Source organism: Geofilum rubicundum JCM 15548 (assembly GCF_000974365.1).
GTDB lineage: Bacteria > Bacteroidota > Bacteroidia > Bacteroidales > Marinilabiliaceae > Geofilum > Geofilum rubicundum.
Map to the genome: position 1 here is coordinate 48,002 of NZ_BAZW01000019.1, position 17,842 is coordinate 65,843.

17 protein-coding genes and 2 pseudogenes are annotated in these 17,842 nt (G+C 45.2%); 11 read left to right on the top strand and 8 right to left on the bottom strand.

All coding sequences use genetic code 11. The annotated features are described in order from the left end of the window. The first annotated feature begins 15 nt into the window (after nucleotides 1-15). A complete protein-coding gene (locus tag JCM15548_RS21095; RefSeq protein WP_227625692.1) occupies nucleotides 16-1,257 on the top strand; it encodes a DUF4861 family protein in 1,242 nt (413 codons plus the stop codon). A gap of 145 nt (nucleotides 1,258-1,402) precedes the next feature. Beyond that, on the top strand, nucleotides 1,403-2,308 hold the full coding sequence (locus JCM15548_RS10275) for a cation diffusion facilitator family transporter (protein ID WP_062124968.1): 906 nt from the start codon (nucleotides 1,403-1,405) through the stop codon (nucleotides 2,306-2,308). Nucleotides 2,309-2,478: 170 nt separating this feature from the next. Here JCM15548_RS10275 and rbp read toward each other — a convergent pair whose 3' ends face one another. Continuing rightward, on the bottom strand, nucleotides 2,479-2,859 hold the full coding sequence (gene rbp, locus JCM15548_RS10280) for an RNA-binding regulator (protein WP_062124970.1): 381 nt from the start codon (nucleotides 2,857-2,859) through the stop codon (nucleotides 2,479-2,481). A gap of 181 nt (nucleotides 2,860-3,040) precedes the next feature. Between rbp and JCM15548_RS10285 the strand changes: the two genes are divergently transcribed. The 7 genes from JCM15548_RS10285 (at nucleotide 3,041) to bamJ (JCM15548_RS25405) (ending at nucleotide 8,173) form a co-directional block, all read left to right on the top strand. Beyond that, nucleotides 3,041-3,625: a hypothetical protein gene (locus JCM15548_RS10285; protein ID WP_062124972.1), complete on the top strand. Its 585-nt coding sequence runs from the start codon at nucleotides 3,041-3,043 to the stop codon at nucleotides 3,623-3,625. 93 nt (nucleotides 3,626-3,718) lie between these two features. Then, on the top strand, nucleotides 3,719-4,384 hold the full coding sequence (locus JCM15548_RS10290; protein ID WP_062124974.1) for a transaldolase family protein: 666 nt from the start codon (nucleotides 3,719-3,721) through the stop codon (nucleotides 4,382-4,384). A 186-nt stretch (nucleotides 4,385-4,570) separates the two neighbouring features. Beyond that, a complete protein-coding gene (locus JCM15548_RS10295) occupies nucleotides 4,571-5,209 on the top strand; it encodes an MATE family efflux transporter (protein ID WP_062124976.1) in 639 nt (212 codons plus the stop codon). Further along, on the top strand, nucleotides 5,137-6,000 hold the full coding sequence (locus tag JCM15548_RS10300; RefSeq protein ID WP_162198211.1) for an MATE family efflux transporter: 864 nt from the start codon (nucleotides 5,137-5,139) through the stop codon (nucleotides 5,998-6,000). Before JCM15548_RS10295 ends, JCM15548_RS10300 begins: the two co-directional genes overlap by 73 nt. Before the next feature lie 31 nt (nucleotides 6,001-6,031). Then, nucleotides 6,032-6,691, top strand: a complete 660-nt coding sequence (mnmC2, locus tag JCM15548_RS10305) for a tRNA (5-methylaminomethyl-2-thiouridine)(34)-methyltransferase MnmC2 (protein ID WP_062124980.1) — start codon at nucleotides 6,032-6,034, stop codon at nucleotides 6,689-6,691. Between the two features lie 67 nt (nucleotides 6,692-6,758). After that, nucleotides 6,759-7,346, top strand: coding sequence for a BamJ family beta-barrel-assembly machinery protein (bamJ, locus tag JCM15548_RS10310; RefSeq protein WP_062124982.1), 588 nt, complete (start codon nucleotides 6,759-6,761; stop codon nucleotides 7,344-7,346). A 23-nt stretch (nucleotides 7,347-7,369) separates the two neighbouring features. Beyond that, nucleotides 7,370-8,173: a BamJ family beta-barrel-assembly machinery protein gene (bamJ, locus tag JCM15548_RS25405; RefSeq protein ID WP_062124990.1), complete on the top strand. Its 804-nt coding sequence runs from the start codon at nucleotides 7,370-7,372 to the stop codon at nucleotides 8,171-8,173. Nucleotides 8,174-8,247: 74 nt separating this feature from the next. On the opposite strand, the gene JCM15548_RS10320 is transcribed toward bamJ (JCM15548_RS25405), so the two are convergent. Further along, on the bottom strand, nucleotides 8,248-8,838 hold the full coding sequence (locus JCM15548_RS10320; protein WP_062124992.1) for a plasmid pRiA4b ORF-3 family protein: 591 nt from the start codon (nucleotides 8,836-8,838) through the stop codon (nucleotides 8,248-8,250). A gap of 165 nt (nucleotides 8,839-9,003) precedes the next feature. Here JCM15548_RS10320 and JCM15548_RS10325 point away from each other — a divergent pair, with 165 nt between their 5' ends. Continuing rightward, complete coding sequence (locus tag JCM15548_RS10325; RefSeq protein ID WP_062124994.1) at nucleotides 9,004-9,465, top strand: peptidylprolyl isomerase; 462 nt, start codon at nucleotides 9,004-9,006, stop codon at nucleotides 9,463-9,465. A 47-nt stretch (nucleotides 9,466-9,512) separates the two neighbouring features. Further along, nucleotides 9,513-9,893 (top strand): DUF3127 domain-containing protein, encoded by a 381-nt coding sequence (locus JCM15548_RS10330; protein WP_062124996.1) that lies wholly within the window; start codon nucleotides 9,513-9,515, stop codon nucleotides 9,891-9,893. Between the two features lie 63 nt (nucleotides 9,894-9,956). Here the strand turns inward: JCM15548_RS10330 and JCM15548_RS10335 are convergent, their stop codons facing one another. From JCM15548_RS10335 to JCM15548_RS10355, 6 genes and pseudogenes are all read right to left on the bottom strand, one after another. Then, nucleotides 9,957-11,546 carry a carboxypeptidase regulatory-like domain-containing protein gene (locus tag JCM15548_RS10335; protein WP_062124998.1) on the bottom strand — a complete coding sequence of 530 codons (1,590 nt, stop codon included), beginning with the start codon at nucleotides 11,544-11,546 and terminating at the stop codon, nucleotides 9,957-9,959. 1 nt (nucleotide 11,547) lies between these two features. Further along, the gene (locus JCM15548_RS10340) at nucleotides 11,548-12,486 is read right to left on the bottom strand and encodes a PorP/SprF family type IX secretion system membrane protein (RefSeq protein ID WP_162198212.1); all 939 of its coding nucleotides are present in this window, start codon (nucleotides 12,484-12,486) and stop codon (nucleotides 11,548-11,550) included. A gap of 26 nt (nucleotides 12,487-12,512) precedes the next feature. Then, the gene (locus tag JCM15548_RS10345) at nucleotides 12,513-13,157 is read right to left on the bottom strand and encodes a T9SS type B sorting domain-containing protein (protein WP_500778315.1); all 645 of its coding nucleotides are present in this window, start codon (nucleotides 13,155-13,157) and stop codon (nucleotides 12,513-12,515) included. Beyond that, nucleotides 13,088-13,375: a hypothetical protein gene (locus tag JCM15548_RS26710; RefSeq protein WP_062125004.1), complete on the bottom strand. Its 288-nt coding sequence runs from the start codon at nucleotides 13,373-13,375 to the stop codon at nucleotides 13,088-13,090. Before JCM15548_RS26710 ends, JCM15548_RS10345 begins: the two co-directional genes overlap by 70 nt. Nucleotides 13,376-13,489: 114 nt before the next feature. Beyond that, nucleotides 13,490-13,558 (bottom strand): annotated as a pseudogene (locus JCM15548_RS26615) (Ig-like domain-containing protein); the annotation flags it as partial. A 185-nt stretch (nucleotides 13,559-13,743) separates the two neighbouring features. Next, nucleotides 13,744-17,842: pseudogene (locus JCM15548_RS10355) on the bottom strand (Ig-like domain-containing protein); the annotation flags it as partial.

Below are 17,842 nucleotides of genomic sequence, written 5' to 3' on the forward strand. Positions count from 1 at the left end.
TCTAAAATAACCATTATGAAATCGAAAATTTCAATTTTATTTTTAATGGTGGTAGTTATAGCCACCTCTTGCCTGACGCCTGACGGGCCGCTTCTTGAAGTTCAGAATCCGCACAACCAGCCGGTGTTGGGCAAGTCCTTTGTGGTGGAACGATCCACCGTAGATTCCCTGCTAAAGGGTGAATGGACGGACAACTCAGCCATCAAGGTAACAGATCAAAGAGAGCGCTTGCTTATTTCGCAGCTGGACGATGTTGACGGAGATGGCCAGTGGGATGAGTTGGTTTTTCAGGCCAACTTTAACCAGGATGAATTGCTGCAATTGAGTTTTGAAGTAGTGGATGAATCGACTCTGGGAGAAATGACTCATTTGACCAATGTCCGATTTGCCCGCAAGGAGTCGCCTGACCAGGAAGTAAGCGATGAGGCCCGTTTAAAGTCAACGGACAGTCCCACCATTTCGGCCATATATCAAATGGAAGGACCGGCCTGGGAAAACGATGTGGTTGGCTTTCGTAACTATTATGACGCCCGTAATGGCATGGATATCTTTGGAAAGCGCACCAGTGAAATGGTTTTGGATAAGGCGGGTATCAATGATCAGAATTACCATGAACTCGATGAATGGGGCATGGATATTTTGAAAGTGGGTAATTCCTTAGGTGCCGGTGCCATTGCCATTGGGATTGGTGACGAGATTTACCGGGTGGGGCCAGCTGAAGCGGCTGGTTTTCATTTGATCAGTGAGGGGCCCGTTCGTTCGGTTTTTGACCTGACCTTTAATGGCGTGCCTGCCGGCGATCGGACCTATGATGTGGTTCACCGGATTTCCATATATGCCGGTGATCATTTTTACCGCAGTCAGGTATGGGTAGAGGACTTGCAGGGGGATGAGATGCTTTATACCGGAATTGTTGACATGCATGAACTACCTGTCTTTGAAGAGACCTATGAAGGGGTTAAGATTTTTGGTACCTATGGTAATCAGGGTTTTAATGAGGAGATTCTTGGACTTGGCGTTCTTATCCCGGACGATCAGTTTCTGCATTATAAAGCGGCCCCTGAAAGTGGTGAGGGCGTCATTGAAACGCATTTAACGGCCTTGCAGTTAACCGAAAATGCGCCTTCAGAGTATGCTTTTGCAGCAGGTTGGGAATTACAGGATGCAGGTTTTACCAATGATTTCTATTTTAAAGAAGTATTAAAGAAATCTGCTATTAAGTTGAATAACGAAAACTGGTCCATGACCATTCTCTGATTTTTTTTTATTGTTTAAGTGGTTTTGAAACGCCATCGATGAGTTTTATTAACTGATCGGTGGCGTTTTTTTGTCAGAACTCCTTATTTTTGGATATTGCACGGTCGTTTTGTTTTGTCTTAATTTGTAGGGTAAACTTGAAAAAATGGGACATCATCATCATCACTCTAAAGAAAAGCCTGAGGAAGCGGGTAAGGTAAGAATGCGCCTGAAGGTGGCTTTTGCGCTCAACTTCTTTTTTACCATAATCGAATTTGTTGGCGGAGCTCTTACCAATTCTATGGCCATCCTTTCTGATGCAGTCCATGATTTGGGTGATACGGTGGCCATTGGTAGTGCTTTATGGCTTGAAAAGGTGGCTGAAAAGGGCCGGGATAACCGTTATACCTATGGTTACCGACGTTTCTCAACCTTGGGCGCTTTGCTCACCAGTTTGATACTTTTTGCCGGCAGTATTATCATACTCAGGGAAGCCATTCCGCGCTTATTTGAACCAGAAGAGGTGATGGCCAAAGGAATGATGTGGATGGCGCTTTTGGGGATCCTTTTTAACGGCCTGGCGGTTTTGCGATTAAAGGGCGGCAATGCTTCTCTCAATAACAGGGCGGTCATGCTTCACCTGATGGAAGATGTTTTGGGATGGGTAGCTGTGTTGATAGGCAGTATTATCATTCATTACACCGGATGGTTTTGGATCGATCCCCTGTTATCCATTGGAGTGGCCATTTATATCCTTTTCCATGTATTTGGAAATATGCGGAAGATTTTAGGCGTTTTTTTACAAACCACCCCTTCTGATTTTGATAAGTCAGGAATGGAGGAGGAGCTGCTGACCGTGGATGGCATCCATGAAGTGCATGATACGCACATCTGGAGTTTGGATGGCAATTACCATGTGTTAAGTATCCATGTTGTGGTGGATGGTGATGCCTCCGGACTTGCTCAGCAAGGTATTCGTAAAGAAGCGGACCGAATTATTCGGAATTATGGAATTGATCATCCCACCGTGGCCATTGAATTTAAGGGCGAAGTATGCCCTGGTTGTGAATAAAAAAGGGCTGACCGGCAGGTCAGCCCCCTTTTAAGGGATCAAAAAGATTTACTTAAGTCTTTGAAAGAAAACGCTGAAGTTTAAAACTGTAACGTCTTCTTAATAAGAATTATATAGTAAGGTGGCTTTCTTGGAGCACCCATTCCTTCTTTTCGTTTGACAGATTTGGATTAGTATTCCCTTCTGTTACCCCCGTCACGATTAAAGCCGCCGCCGCCACTTCTTCTGTTGCCGTCGCGGCTTCCGCCACCACCAAATCCACCTCTGTTACCGCCTGAACCGCCGGAAGGACGACGTCTGTCACCTTCTTTGCGTTCTTCTGATTTGTTAACAACGATGGCACGTCCATCAATCTCTGAATTGTTCAGTTCATCAATGGCCTTTTGCGCTGCTGCGTCATCTGGCATTTCTACAAAGCCGAAACCCCGGCTTCTGCCTGAGAATTTGTCAGTGATAATCCGTGCGGATGCTACTTCACCATAAGCCTCAAACAGCTCTTTTAATTCAGCTTCTTCCGTTCTAAAGGGTAAGCTGCCAACGAAAATGTTCATTCTAAGGTATTTAAAATATTAATAAGCGAGTTAAAGATAGGCTTTTTTTTATCAAATGGTAAAATAAACGAATATTTTTAACTTCATTTTTTTGTAACCGATGCCTGATTTTTCCGTTAAATAAGGATGTCCCTGCTTTCGGGTATTTAATGAGTCGTATAAACACATATAACTGAACTTCATGAAGCGAATTTTATTGGCCAAAAGCTGGCAATTGTTTTTAGCTGTATTTGTCATTCCCCTTTTGATTTTAATTTCCGGATTGTTTGTTCCTATGTACGTGTTGAATGGCGCTTATTTTTTCTTTGTTATTCCTATTGCCGTAGTCCTTTCGCAAATGGTCATCTACTTCTGGATGTGGTCGGTGGGGCATCAACTCTTCAAACAACTTAATATTTCTTCTTTTTTCTCAAATGGGACTTTTAGGTTTTTCATTGCGGTACCCGTCGCCATAATTCTTCTGGTTTTGATTTTTTGGCTCTGGGGGGCCACCATTTTGGGCATGGGCCAGTTTTCTATGGCCAATGTCTTAACCGGCCTGTTGGTTTTTGTGATTCCGTTGGAAATCCTTTTCATGGTTAGTCAGTTTTATTGTTTTTATTTTGTTGCTAAGGTGATTAAAACGGCAGAATTGAATAAGGTGGTATCTTTTGATAGGTTTACGGCTGAGTTTATATGGCTCATTCTGTTTCCTGTGGGACTGTGGTTTGTTCAGCCAAGAGTGAATAAACTGGCCGAAAAAAGCCAGCCAACTATGAAGGAATAATGAAAAATTACCTTTTTTCTGAATGTATTCATAAAAAAACCAGCTAATTTTGAGCTGGTTTTTTTATTATCCACTTTTATAAAATTCAGTACTATGTTGTTTTTAGCCGATACTGCCAATCTGAAGGAAATTGAAAAGCTCTTTTCCTATTTTCCGCTTGAGGGCGTTACCACCAATCCCACCATTCTTGCTGAACAAGGAAAGCCTTTGTCTAAAATTTTGCCGGAACTGGTTAAGTTGGTGGGCGATAAAATGTTGCACGTTCAGATGCTGAGTACCACTGCCGAAAAAATGGTGGCGGAAGCAGAAGCTTATCGGAAGTTTGTTGGAGAGAATGTGAATTTTTATGCCAAAATCCCGGTGTCTGAGGAAGGTTACAGAGCCATTCCCATGTTAAAGAAGCGTGGCATTAAGGTGACGGCAACCGCTGTTTACACGCATTTGCAGGCCATTGTGGCTGCCAGGGCCGGCGCCAACTACGTGGCGCCGTATGTGAGTCGTTTGGATAATATTTCTTCTCACGGTATTGAGGTGGTCAGAGATATTGTCAAGAGTTTTACAGACTATAAGATGCCGACGAAGGTACTTGGTGCTAGTTTTAAAACGGTTGATCAGGTGCATCGGGTGACATTGACCGGCTGTTATTCTGTAACGGTGAGTTTTGAAATCCTGGAAAGAATGAGGAGTCATCCCTTGACCGATATGAACGTGGAAACTTTTACAAAGGACGGTAAAGATCTTTATGATATCAAGTTTTAATCTGTAAACAAAATTTAAATCGTTTCTAAGGCAATAGTTCGTTAAACTTTTTTATTTGCTTAATTTATAAGTAGTTATGACACTGTCGCCTGTATGCGTCATTGACTTATAATTAAGGACTTGCTCTTACCTAATACCTAACGACCTAATAATCTAGCGACCTATTGTAAGGGGGACAAGTGTTCTATGAAAAATAGTCCAACGGATTTAACGCAAGGTCCTATTTTGAGCCACTTGTTCAGATTGGCTTTGCCAACCATAGGGGCGTCATTTATGCAAATGACTTACAGCTTGACCGATATGATCTGGTTGGGCAGAGTAGGGGAGGATGCGGTGGCAGCTGTTGGTGTAGCCGGTTTTTATGTTTGGTTTGGGTTTTCGCTGTTGTTGATTACCCGTGTGGGAGCTGAAGTGGGTGTCTCTCAGGCACTGGGTCGAAAGGAGCCTTCCACTGCTTTGCGCTTTATCCGGCATGCCCTTTTTTGGGCACTTATCATTTCTCTGGTTTATGCCCTCATCTCTTTTATTTGGGCCCCTCAACTGATCTCCGTTTTTGGCATCGCTTCTTCGGTTGTCAATAGTGATGGTAGCCTTTATTTACGTATCGTTTCACTGGGATTCCTGTTTACTTTTGTTAATCCTACTTTTGCCGGAATATACAATGGGATGGGTAACAGTCGTTCTCCCTTTTTGTACATGACAGCGGGGGTGCTGCTCAATTTGATTCTGGATCCGGTTTTGATTTTTGGTTGGTGGATATTTCCCGAGATGGGTGTTTCAGGCGCAGCTGGGCTACATTTTTGTCTCAGTTACTGGTGTTTTTGATCTTTGTGGTGCGCTTTGTCGGCGTTCAGGAAATGGTGGCGCTTCATTTGGGACAATTCAGGTTCGACAAGGTCATCTCAAAAAGAATTTTTAGTCTGGGGATCCCGGTGGCTTCGGAGAGCGCTCTTTTTGCCTTTTTTGCCATGATTATTGCCCGCATGGTGGCCGAATATGGTGCCATCGCCATTGCTGTACAAAGTATTGGCGGACAAATAGAAGCCATTTCCTGGATGACTTCTACCGGATTTGCTACGGCGCTGGGAAGTTTTACCGGACAAAATTATGGAGCTGGCAATTGGGAACGCATTCGCAAAGGATATCAATACACTTTGCTCATAGGCACCGTATTGGGCCTTGCTGTCACGGCTGTTTTTCTTCTGTTTGGCAAGTCTATATTTTCTGTTTTTTTGAGCGATCCTGATTCTCAACACCTGGGGGCGGTATATTTATACATTTTGGCCATTTCTCAGGTCTTTATGATTTATGAGATTACTACCAGGGGGGCATTTAACGGAATTGGTCAAACCATTCCGCCATCTCTGACAGGTATTGTTTTTACAGGATTGAGGATTCCCTTAGCCTGGTTGTTAATGGCTTTTTCGGCCTATGGCCTTTTTGGTATCTGGGGAGCCATCTCTTTAACGAGCGTGTTCAAGGGCACGCTGTTGCCCTTATGGTTTTGGCTGGTTTTAAAGCAAGGGGGATGGAGCCGACACCCTTCCAAAAAGAGTCGTTGGATTGTATTGTTGCCCTCCCGCTTGCGACAAAATACGGTTATTAGTAAAGAATAAAAGATTATTGAATGTCATTAAAAGTTGATACATGCGTCCTGAATTGAGAATATCAGAAGATGGTAGCTCCACTTTGTACAGAGCTGATCTGGATGAGCACTACCATTCGTTTCATGGTGCCATTCAGGAATCCATGCATGTTTTTATTGAAGCCGGCCTGAAGAATGTCAGGCCTAAGTCGGCCCTGAATATTTTGGAAATAGGTTTTGGCACCGGTTTAAATGCTTTGTTGACATGGATTCATAAACCCGAGGGCATCATTCATTACCATGGACTCGAGAAGTATCCGGTGGACCCTGACTTGACAGCTTTGATTAATTATCCGCAATTGTTGGGCGGAGAAAGGGTGCTTCGTCATTTCTCTGCCATGCATGCAGGCGTCTGGGATCAAGAAATGGTCATTCAAGATGATTTTTTATTGACCAAATTAAAGGTTGATTTGTGTGATTTTGAGTTCAAAACCCGCTATGATTTGGTCTATTTTGATGCTTTTGCACCCGAAAAGCAACCGGAACTATGGACGGATACCATTTTTAGAAACATTTTTAATAAGATGTCGCATGGTGGTGTTTTAACAACCTATTCAGCCAAAGGTGCCGTACGCCGGTCGATGCAGGCGGCCGGTTTTGAGGTGGAGCGCATTCCCGGACCACCCGGAAAAAGAGAAATGCTGCGGGCCACCAAGGAATAATCGAAGGAGTCGGTGGGTCCAAAATTTTATTGTAACTTTCGGCAAATTTTTAAACGAAGAACAGCACATGGATAAAATTAGTTATGCATTAGGTATGAATATTGCCCAAAGTCTGAGTACCTCAGGCTTGGAAAAATTGGAATATGATGATTTTTTGAGAGGTCTCAAATCGATTTTAGAAGAAGAAATTCCTGCCATGGGTATGGATGAAGCCAATCAGTTGTTGCAAAATCATTTTAAAGCCATTCAGGAAAAGATGCAGGAAGCGAGTCGCCAGGAGACCGCTGGCTTTTTCACAAAAAATGGTCAACGAGAAGGCGTTGTGACGCTGGAAAGCGGACTTCAATACGAAGTGCTTAAATCCGGTGATGGGGAAATTCCGGATGCCAATGACAAGGTTCAATGTCATTACCACGGAACACTGATAGATGGTACTGTCTTTGATAGTTCCGTTCAGCGGGGAGAGCCTGCAGTTTTTCCTGTGAATGGGGTTATCCAGGGATGGGTTGAAGCACTGCAGCTGATGCCGGTGGGTTCTAAATGGCGTCTTTACGTACCTTCCGATTTGGCTTATGGAAGTCATGGTGCAGGTGGCGTTATTGGTCCGGATGCCAGTCTTGTTTTTGAAGTCGAATTATTGGCTATTGAGAAATAATTAACAAACAAAATGTAAAATTTATGAAACGTATCGTTTATTCTTTAGTTGTTATAGCTCTTGTTGGGTTTAGTACAGCCTGTAATCAAAAGGTCCCAGGGGCTGGCAAAGTTGAAATGGAAAATGAGCTGGATAGTGTCAGTTACGCTCTGGGTTTTTTGGAGGCGCAACAATTTAAACAAATGATTAACCAAACCGCCTTTGATTCATTGGATGTGGAAGCAGCTGCTCAACTTTTCTCTAATGTGGGTGTTAATGATTCTTATTTTGAGTTTAGAGAAGATCAGTTTGGTGGTTTGAATAAGGACATTTTTAAAGCGGCCTTTATAAATGAGTTGGCCTACGGGATATCTGCTTTTGATGAAATGAGTGCTGATGTCTATCTCCGGGGTGCTTTTGAAAAAGCGCAACAGGAGAAGCAGGCACAGCAATTGTCATCACCTGATGCCGCCAATGCTGACGAATTCCTGGCTGAAAATGCCCAGCGTCCTGAGGTGACCGTTCTTGAAAGTGGTTTGCAATACGAAGTTTTGGTGGAAGGTACCGGCCCACGCCCTTCTGCTACAGATCGTGTTCTGTGTCACTACCATGGCACCCTGACCAATGGGGAGGTGTTTGACAGTTCTGTTGAACGCGGAGAACCTGCTACTTTTGGTATTAACCAAGTGATTGCCGGATGGACCGAAGCTTTACAGTTGATGCCGGTGGGTTCTAAGTGGAAACTGTTTATTCCCTCACACCTTGCTTATGGAGAACAGGGCGCCGGATCAGCTATTGGTCCCAATGAAACGCTTATTTTTGAAGTGGAACTTTTGGGTATTGAGTAGGTGTTTAGGTCGATAGGTCATTAGGTTGATAGGTAATAAAAAAAAGCGATTGTCCACCGGGACAATCGCTTTTTTTATTCGATCATGGGCAGACAGCCAAAATCATCTTCCAGTAACAAGTTGTTGGTATAATCCAAATCAAACTCCTCAGGTTCCCAGTCCTCATCCAGCCAGTCAATCAATGCTTCCCGGTCGGGGTGCCCCGGATGATTCAGGACTTTAAGCATTTCCTGATAGCCCGAAGGGCCTCCGCAATCTTCAGGCGGGCAATTGCGTTCTCCGGCTGTGCATATGGGGTAATAGTGGCTCTTATCAGGGGCATGAATGCCTTCAAGAATGATTTCATGTTGCCAATAGTCACCAAAATCATAGATGTATTGCATGCTGTCGCCCTTTTTCTTCAAGAGGTCCATCAGGCGTATGGACGTATAATCCATAAACCGGTCAGAAAGTTCCGGTTCATCATCGGCTATGCCAAAAATTCGTTCGTTTTTGAGGAATTGATGCAAATGGGCATTTTCCCAACCCATGGATGTTTGTATAACTTTATGCAGGTCATGCAAAAACAGGTCGTTGGGAACTTCCAGCCTTCGCCAGACTGTAGGGGATACAATGGCTAATTCTATTTTGATTTGATATATGTCGGGTGTTTTGATCATTCTCATAAGATTAGTAGTTAGAACAAAGGTAAGAAATATTGGTTTTGTTGGCTTGCTGCATACGTAAAAAGATTTTTTTAAAAGACTTTTGTCCCTCACGGTAATTATCCTTATTTTTAAACTTTTATTGCGTTTGGCAGATGCCTGTTTGATTAATTAAAAGAAATAAAGATGAAGCGTGCAGAAATACATACTCCCAAAGGAGTGATGAAAGTGTCATTTTATCATGATGATGCGCCGGGAACGGTGGCGAATTTTATTAAACTATCGGAAGAAGGATTTTACGATGGATTAAGTTTTCACCGTGTGATACCTGATTTTGTAATTCAGGGGGGATGCCCCTTTTCAAGAGAGCCAGGCAATCCTAAAGTGGGAACAGGTGGACCCGGGTATGAAATTCCTTGCGAATTGGATGGTGAAAATCAATTTCACGACCGAGGCGTTCTGAGTATGGCGCATGCCGGCAGAAACACAGGTGGTTCACAATTTTTTGTTTGTCACAGCCGCAAGAACACGGCCCATTTGGATCGTCAGCATACCTGCTTTGGCAAAGTCGTTGAAGGCCTGGATGTGATTGACCAGATTCGCGCGGGTGATAAAATTGATAAGATTGTAATTGTTGACGCGGAATAAGTCGCTCATGCCAGCTTCATGAGACCATAATTTTAAAAATATTTGAGATGAATTTTGAAATAGAGGGAAACTTAATTGTTAAAGAAGACACGGTTGATATCAATGCCTCTTTTAAGAAGCGTGAATTTGTGATTGAGGTGATTAATGAGCGTAATCCGGACTGGAATGATTTGATCAAATTTCAGGCGATTCAGGATAAGTGCAGCTTGTTGGATCCTTTTCAGTTGGGTGATAAATTAAAAGTATCCTTTAATATTAAAGGGCGAAAATGGGAAAAAGACGGACGCGTCAATTATTTTACCAATTTGGAAGCCTGGCGTGTGGAAGCCAGTGCGGATGGTAATAGCGTGGGAGAGCCGGCTCCTCCGCCTCCATATGTAGAGACGGATATTCCACCTGCCGAGCCACAGGATGATTTGCCCTTTTAAACAGATGACCTAAATAAAAAATCGTTAGTTGCAGAAGTTTTAATTCTTCAACTAACGATTTTTTTATCTGGGTGCCAGATCAAAACTGAAATTAAGTATTCCAAATGCTTTCATTTCATCTGGTGTGATGGTTTTTTCAATGGGTTGCATCATGCGTTTTCGAAAGCGAACGGTATAAGTCTCATCGCTTAACAAATGAATGGAGAAAAAGCCGTCCTCATCGCTTTCAAAAGAGGCGACGGGGATGTCTTCATTTTTGAAAACGGAGATGCTTACATCTTCTTCTGGTTGTCCGGTGGTTTCATTGGTGATGGTGCCTTTTACCTGTGTGAAGGTAAGTGGACTTTGTGCTTTGAAGGCGTAAAGATCATCTTCACCCATTCCTCCTGGTCGGTTGGAGGCAAAATAGCCGCCATCGTTGGCTTCGTTCCAAATTAAGCTGAAATCGTCGTAGGGGCTGTTGATGCCGGGTCCCAGGTTGTGTGGATTCGAAAATCCCTCTGCCATGGCCAGCACTACAAAGATATCTAATCCGCCCAGTCCGGGTAATCCATCCGAAGCAAAGAATAGTCTTCCTTTTGAATCGATAAAGGGAAATACCTCGTTGCCGGGGGTGTTAATATGCGGGCCCAAATTAACAGGCTGGGAAAGAAATCCACCTCTTCTTTCACTATAATACAGGTCCATTCCACCATACCCGCCAGGCATATCTGAGGAAAAATAAAGCCTTTCGTTATCGGGCGAAATAGCAGGATGTGCAATGGAATAACCCTTGATTTTCAAAGGGAGGGAAGAAAGTGTTTTTTGCCATTTCCCCTCTCTTTTTCTAACTACAAAAACATCCATTTCAGATACGCCTTCCGGATTTTCGTCGATATTTCTGGTGATGTACATTTGTTGACCATCTGAGGTAAAGCTGACCGGTCCGTCATTGAGACCTGTTTTAATGCCTGGTAAAAAGGGATGTGGGAAGCTGAGTTGCGTGGCATTCTCCACCTTAGCGCTGTACAAATCAAAAAAGGGCTGGTTGTTTCTGGTATCCAAATGCCTTATATAGGATTTGCCCGGACGGTTGGATGAAAAAACGAGTTCCTTATTGTCCAATAACGCAGGTCCAAACTCGGAGTAGGAACTATTGATGTTGAGGTGACTGACTGAAAAACGACCGGAGTCGGAACGTAAGTGGTATAAATAGTCTTCGGCAGACAATCCTTGTCGCGGCTTATGGGTGCGCATTATGGTGTGAAACCGATCCAGGTAGACATCTGATTCTTCATAGCGTTTCAGGGTTCGCAAGGCCAACCCCAGATGATAATAGGTCTCTGCATCCACATCATGGAAGGCGATGGCTTTCTCATACCATTCAACGGCGTGTGTAGGCATGTTTAACTGGCGGTAACAGTCTGCAATTCTTTTGGTTACATGGTATCTGGAATCGCCTTTGGATGCCACCCTCTGGTACCTTTTAAGGGCTTTGTTATAGTTAAATTCGCTGTAGGCTTCATCGGCCTTTTTTAATAATCTGTTTTGGCCGGTCATATCTGCAGAGGAGACCAGAAGCAGAAGTATTAAAAATACACCTGTCAGGCCCGATCGGTTCCAGCAGGAAGAGGAACGGCTGTTTTTTATATAGATGGCGTGTTTTCTTTGCATTTTAAAAATATCTTGGGTTGAGAATTTTCTCTTTTCTGAAATTGAATTCAAAGCTGAGCATGACTTCGTGCGTATCCCCGAACTGTGAAACCAGGTCTTTTAATCCGGTTTCGTAGGCATATCCTGCACTTAACTGATTGGTGATTTGGTATTTCACAATTCCTCCAATGGATTCATCGGGTCTGAAGAAGCCCCCTATCCATAGTTTTTCTCTTATCAACAGATTCAGGTTGATGTCGAATGACACGGGAGCAGACTCAGTGGCCCGAACGATGAAGGAGGGTTTAAGTTTCAATTCTGCACCCAGTGGAAACACATATCCGGCCATTAATAGATACAAGCGGTTTTCTTTTGAAATAAAAGTGGAAGATGGGTCGCTGTCATCCAGTTCGTTCTCTATCAATCGTGGAGTTGAAAGGCCCACGTAATAGCGGTCCGACCACAAATAGGCACCAAAGCCAAAATTGGGAAGCAATTGTGGCTCCGTTGTTTCTGCATAGGCTTGATCATCGGCACCGACTTCATTCATATATTGACTCAGGTCTTTCTGGAAATAGCTAAATCCCCCCTTTAATCCAAGCGCCAGTTTGGCCTTTCCGTTGAAACGAAGATGGTAGGCATAGTCGAACCAGGCCGAGGTGTTGGTGACCGGACCAATTTGGTCGTGGATCACGGTCAGACCCGTGCCAAAATTCTTTTTGGCAAAGGGCGTGTGAATCGTGAAAGTCTGTGTGGTGGGCGCATCTTCAAAACCCATCCATTGATGCCTGGAGGCTACCATGGCGCTTAACACCCCATTTGTTCCGGCGTAGGCCGGGTTTAATGCCAGGGTGTTAAACATGTACTGTGTTAACAACGGATCTTGTTGTGCCGATAGGTTATTCTGGCACATCCAGGTGAAACAGAGTATTAAAAGGGCTCTTATTTTTAGTCTTTGCATTATTCTTTTTCTTTTTATTGACCGCATCATTTTTTGATATATACACTTCCTTTGTACACTTCTTCATTCATTTTTAAAATATAGAAGTAGGTGCCTTCGGGCAGTTCGTCCGAACCAAAAACACTGGATGAAGCTCTGCCATCCCAACTGTTATCGTAAGGTGATTTTTGATATACGAGGTTTCCCCAGCGATTGAAAATACTCAGTTCATTATCCGGGAAATCTGAAACTCCCTGAATAACCCAGTAATCATTTACGCCATCGCCGTTGGGCGAGAAGGTTGAAGGCACGTTCAGTCTGTCAGCACAATCATCAAAGGGGTCCAGGTAATTGGGAATGCCGTCGTTGTCGCAGTCGCCGGTTCCTTCTTCAGCATCTGGCACACCATCGCCATCTGAATCCGGATCCCGATAATCGGGAATGCCATCTCCGTCGGTGTCTCTAGGCAAATCTTCGCATGGATCGATTATGCCAGATTCAACTTCGTCAGGAATACCGTCACCATCTGAATCCGTACTTAGATAGTCAGGCGTCCCGTCTCCGTCGGTGTCGGGCCAATCAGTCATGGTATGGTGGTCCAGGGGATCGCCATTATAGAGGTTCAGGTCTTTTTCCTGATAATCGGGAATGCCATCTCCGTCTGTATCCAGGGGGCTGATTTCAATGACGATGAAGGATTCCGCACAGGCGTTGTGGGGATCGCATACCTGATAATAGACTGTATCTGTTTGGCAATAACTGCGGGGTAGGCTTCATAGGTAAATTCACCGGCTTCATTCATGAAAAATTCACCGAATGTGGACGGACTCTGCGTTGTTAAAGAGGCAGACATGGCTTCACCTTCCGGTTCCGCATCATTGTTCAGTACCTGGATAGTGACTGTGGTCATATCATAGGTGTTGAAGAAATCAGGTAGCGGTCGAGGTGCATCATTGGCGGGTGTAATGGTAAAGCTGACGGTGGCCTGGTCACAATAAACCGGGTCTCCGGTGTCGCAGATTTCATAAACAAAAGAATCGCTGCCATAAAAATCCGCTGCCGGGGTGTATTGCATACTTCCATCATCACCCATAAATTCCAGTGTCCCGTTTTCGGGGGCCTGAATAATTTGGAGGTGGATGGATCTATATTGTTGTTGGGATCCTGATCATTTCCTATGGGATTAAATAAATAAGGTTCATCTTCGGATAAGGTGTATTCATCATTATTGGCTTGGGGCGGGCCGTTACCGGCAATAACGCTTAAAGATACCTGAGCCTGTGCACAGGCGCCTTCCTCATCGCAAATCTGATAGAGGAAGCTATCATTTCCGAAGAAGTCCTCATTCGGCAAATAATATATCGTTCCATCGGGATTGGGCGTTGCCGTACCATTTTTTGGCGCTTCATAGATCGAAAGGCTGGAAGGATCCAGATTGTCGTCCGGATCGCTATCATTGGCCAGTACATCCAGGGTGGCCCCTGCCAAGGAAATTGGGCCATATTGGTCGTTGGCCGACAAGGGTGTGTCATTGACCCAGGTTATGCTTAGATTGATGGTGGCTTCATCCCACAAGCCATCTGGATCGGTGATGCGGTAAATGATTTGGTCGGTACCAAAATAGTTTTCATTGGGCGTGTACTGAATGCCAATTGGTTCTGAAACCAATTGGGCGGCACCATTTAGAGGTTGGGTTACAATGGTAAGTGTCAGTTCTCCGTTGGCGTTGTCCACATCAAAATCATTGTTTAAAGCACGAATAAGGACAGAGGTGTCTTCGGGGAGAGTGACTTCGTCATCCACAGCTACAGGGGCGTCATTTACGGGATCTATGGTGATGGTCACCCTGGCCTCGTCGCAATAGTCTATATCGTCACAAACCTTGTAGAAAAAGGAATCTTCCCCAAAATAATCCGGATTGGGGGTGTAAGTGACAGTGCCGTCCTCGTTGGGAGATGCGCTGCCGTTTTGCGGTGCCTGGGAAATGGCTACGGAGGCCGTATTTATATCATTTTGTGGATCGGTATCATTGTCTAACACATGAATGATCACCGCTTCGTCTTCGTTGGTGCTGGCCACATCATCCGCGGCCGTTGGCGCCTGATCAGAGACCTGAATGCTTATTGTGGCCACATTGCTGGTCAGGCTGGTTAGGTCGCTCAGTGTAAATTGAAATTCATCGGTGCCGAAAAAGTGGTTGTCGGGTGTATAGCTTACCTCGCCGGTTCCGGGACCAGTGGTGACTTGTCCATTGGCAGGTTGGGCTACAATGGCGATGCTATTCCAGTCGATGTTGTTGTCAGCATCACTCACCCTTTCGCTCATAGGAATGACCACGGGCTGGTTTTCGCGTGTGGAATACAAGCCATCTGTTGCTACAGGGGCATCATCCACCGGGTGAATGGTAATATCTACTCTGGCTTCATTACTGGTCAGATTGGTCCGGTCGGTTACGGTATAAGTGAAAAAGTCGGTGCCATTAAAATCCTGATCAGGCATATATTCGACCATTCCATTACCCAAATAGTTGGCTGTGCCATATTTTGGCTTCACAATTATTTCAACAGTGGTCGGGTCAATATCGGTATCATCATCATTGGATAAAATATCGATTTGAACCGCTTCGTCTTCATCCGTTTCAGCCGTATCATCGTTGGCAATAGGGGAACGGCGGGCAACGGAAAAGAAAATTTTTGCACTTCTGCACAAGGAGCCGGGGTAGCCAAGATCGCAAATTTCATATTCTGCTTCATCGTTGCCATAAAATCCGGTATGGGGCGAATAAATGATTTGGTTGTTTTGCAGTATCGTGAGGGTCCCATTACTGGGCTCTTGGGTTATCTTAAGAGTGTTGCCATCCAGACCGCCCGCTGATCCATCGGCCAGGTCGTTGTCATTGGCCAGAATGCTGTAATTAACAGGCGTGCCTTCTGCTGTATATACATAGTCATCGGTGACAACCGGGGAATCATTCACGGCGTTGACGGTGATGCCCAGGATACCTGTTGAGGTGGTAGTTCCATCTGAAACAGTATAAGAGATTTCGGGGACAGCGCCATTAAAATTTAAAGCCGGTGTATAGGTAAAGCTTCCATTGGGATGGATGGTCAGTTTTCCCTGAGTGAATGTCAGTTCTGTTCCAGCCGGTCTGGTCATGCTGTTGACCCGGAACTGGGTGACGGTTAATGGATCCCCATCTATATCTGTGTCATTGCTCAGAACACCATTGGCTGCATTGACATTTAGGGGGGTATCTTCATCGGTTGTTGCATCATTGGCATTAGCAACCGGTGGTGTGTTTAAAATGTTTGGCGTAAGGGATGCGGAGTTGTCGGACTCAACCGGGTCAAATTGGTCGAAGGCCGCAATGAATGCTGCAACCTGATACTCGTTGGCGGCCTGTTGGGGCGGATCAATGGTGGCTTTGAAGGTCAAAGAAAGACTTGCTCCATTATTCAGATTTTTGTTGCTCCAGCTGATGGTGCCGGAGGACAATACCCCCCCGGAGGAGATGTCTGAAATGTCTGAATAGCCCGCAGGGACCACTGCATTAATGGCCAAACCACTTGCCTCGTCAGGGCCTTCGTTGTCGATGGTTATAGTGAAAACCGGTTGATTGTCAACGTAGTAGTCCGATTGGTCAGCTGTTACTATAATGGATAAATCACTCTGCTGTGGATCAGCCAAAACTTTCGCCTCATTGTTGCTGGTATCAGGATCGTACTGATCACCGGTTATGGAGGCTTTATTAAGGTAATTATTTCCTGTTTCAGGGGCCTTGACCGAGGAGGATATTTGCAGGGTAACGGTTTCATTAACTGCAAGGGCACCTATGGTCCAAATTCCGGAGGAGGCATTGTAGCTACCTTTGGATGGTGTACTTCCAGTATGGGTAAACCCCGATGGAAGTTGGTCAGTGACCAGCACATTGGTAGCGTTATTGGGGCCTTCATTGGTAGCCGAAAGGGTGAAAGTAACGGTCTCTCCAACCAATGGATCAGATTCTGAAGCGCTCATGTTAATGATAAGGTCGCTTTGTTGTGGGGTGATGGAGATTTGGTCGCTGTTGTTCCCGGTCGATAAATCACTTTGATTCCCGGAAATAGAAGCATTGAACAGGTAGTTAGCTGGAGGGTTTACTGTGGCAGTTATTTTGAGTTCCTTGCTTGTCCCGGCTGTGAGATTGCCTACCGTCCATGTGCCGGAAATGTAAGCTATGCCTGATGTGTGTGATACATAGGTGTACCCGGCAGGTAAAGCAGCTGTTACGTTAACCCCTGAGGCATCACTTGGCCCATTGTTGGTGGCAGTCAGGGTAAATACCACATGGCTGCCAACATTGGGGGTCGCATTATCGACCGTCACATCGATTACCAGATCAGTAATATCTGTAGAGTTCGTTGTCGTTGAGGTACTGTTGTTTCCAGTAGTCAGGTCTGTTTGACCGCCTTCAATGGTACCATTAAATGTATAGGAACCTGTTGGATTAACAGTGGCAGTGATTTCCAGCGTCTTATTGGTGCCTGCCGCAAGGTTGCCTACCGTCCATGAACCTGAACTGTAGGTCATTCCTGCCGTATGTGATACGTAGGTGTAGCCGGCCGGTAAAGCGGCCGTTACGGTAACCCCTGTTGCATTACTCGGTCCGTTGTTGGTGGCAGTCAGGGAGAAGGTGACATTACTACCCACATCCGGTGTGGGATTGTCGACAGCCATGTTGAGTGCCAAGTCGGTAATCGGTTGGGGTGTGGTGGTGGTCGAAGCGTCGTTATTGTCAGTAATCAGATCTGTCTGGCTTCCTGCAATGGTCCCATTAAATGCATAGGGGCCCGATGGATTTACAGAAGCAGTGATCTCGAGTGTCTTATTGGTGCTGGCTGCCAAGTCGCCCACTGACCATGCCCCGGTTCCCGGTATGTAATTGGTTCCCCCGGTTTGAGAAATTAGGGTGTATCCGGCTGGTAAAATTGCAGAGACGTTAACACCGGTGGCATTGCTGGGCCCGTTATTGGTGGCGGTGATGGTAAATGTCACATTGCTACCCACGTCGGGTTCTTCCTCATCCACGGCCACTCCCAGTGTCAGATCGGTAATCGGGGTGGGGGTTGTGGTGGTTGAAGTAGTATTGTTGCCGGCTGTCGGATCACTTTGTCCACCCGTGATGCTTCCAGGAAAGGTATAGGTGCCTGTGGGTTTAACCGTGGCTGTTATTTCCAGCGTTTTACTTGTGCTGGCTGTTATAGCCCCCACAGCCCATGGCCCAGTTCCCGGGGTGTAATCTCCACCGCCGTTATCCGATACATAGGTGTAACCATCCGGTAAGCCCCCCGTTACAGAAACGCCGGAGGCACTACTCGGGCCGTTGTTGGTGGCGGTG

What these genes read in the sequence shown, in the direction of transcription:
- JCM15548_RS21095 (WP_227625692.1), top strand. Translation starts at nt 16, where the DNA reads ATGAAATCGAAAATTTCAATTTTATTTTTAATGGTGGTAGTTATAGCC.
- JCM15548_RS10275 (WP_062124968.1), top strand. Translation starts at nt 1,403, where the DNA reads ATGGGACATCATCATCATCACTCTAAAGAAAAGCCTGAGGAAGCGGGT.
- rbp (WP_062124970.1), bottom strand. Translation starts at nt 2,859, where the DNA reads ATGAACATTTTCGTTGGCAGCTTACCCTTTAGAACGGAAGAAGCTGAA.
- JCM15548_RS10285 (WP_062124972.1), top strand. Translation starts at nt 3,041, where the DNA reads ATGAAGCGAATTTTATTGGCCAAAAGCTGGCAATTGTTTTTAGCTGTA.
- JCM15548_RS10290 (WP_062124974.1), top strand. Translation starts at nt 3,719, where the DNA reads ATGTTGTTTTTAGCCGATACTGCCAATCTGAAGGAAATTGAAAAGCTC.
- JCM15548_RS10295 (WP_062124976.1), top strand. Translation starts at nt 4,571, where the DNA reads ATGAAAAATAGTCCAACGGATTTAACGCAAGGTCCTATTTTGAGCCAC.
- mnmC2 (WP_062124980.1), top strand. Translation starts at nt 6,032, where the DNA reads ATGCGTCCTGAATTGAGAATATCAGAAGATGGTAGCTCCACTTTGTAC.
- bamJ (WP_062124982.1), top strand. Translation starts at nt 6,759, where the DNA reads ATGGATAAAATTAGTTATGCATTAGGTATGAATATTGCCCAAAGTCTG.
- bamJ (WP_062124990.1), top strand. Translation starts at nt 7,370, where the DNA reads ATGAAACGTATCGTTTATTCTTTAGTTGTTATAGCTCTTGTTGGGTTT.
- JCM15548_RS10320 (WP_062124992.1), bottom strand. Translation starts at nt 8,838, where the DNA reads ATGAGAATGATCAAAACACCCGACATATATCAAATCAAAATAGAATTA.
- JCM15548_RS10325 (WP_062124994.1), top strand. Translation starts at nt 9,004, where the DNA reads ATGAAGCGTGCAGAAATACATACTCCCAAAGGAGTGATGAAAGTGTCA.
- JCM15548_RS10330 (WP_062124996.1), top strand. Translation starts at nt 9,513, where the DNA reads ATGAATTTTGAAATAGAGGGAAACTTAATTGTTAAAGAAGACACGGTT.
- JCM15548_RS10335 (WP_062124998.1), bottom strand. Translation starts at nt 11,546, where the DNA reads ATGCAAAGAAAACACGCCATCTATATAAAAAACAGCCGTTCCTCTTCC.
- JCM15548_RS10340 (WP_162198212.1), bottom strand. Translation starts at nt 12,486, where the DNA reads ATGCAAAGACTAAAAATAAGAGCCCTTTTAATACTCTGTTTCACCTGG.
- JCM15548_RS26710 (WP_062125004.1), bottom strand. Translation starts at nt 13,375, where the DNA reads ATGACCACAGTCACTATCCAGGTACTGAACAATGATGCGGAACCGGAA.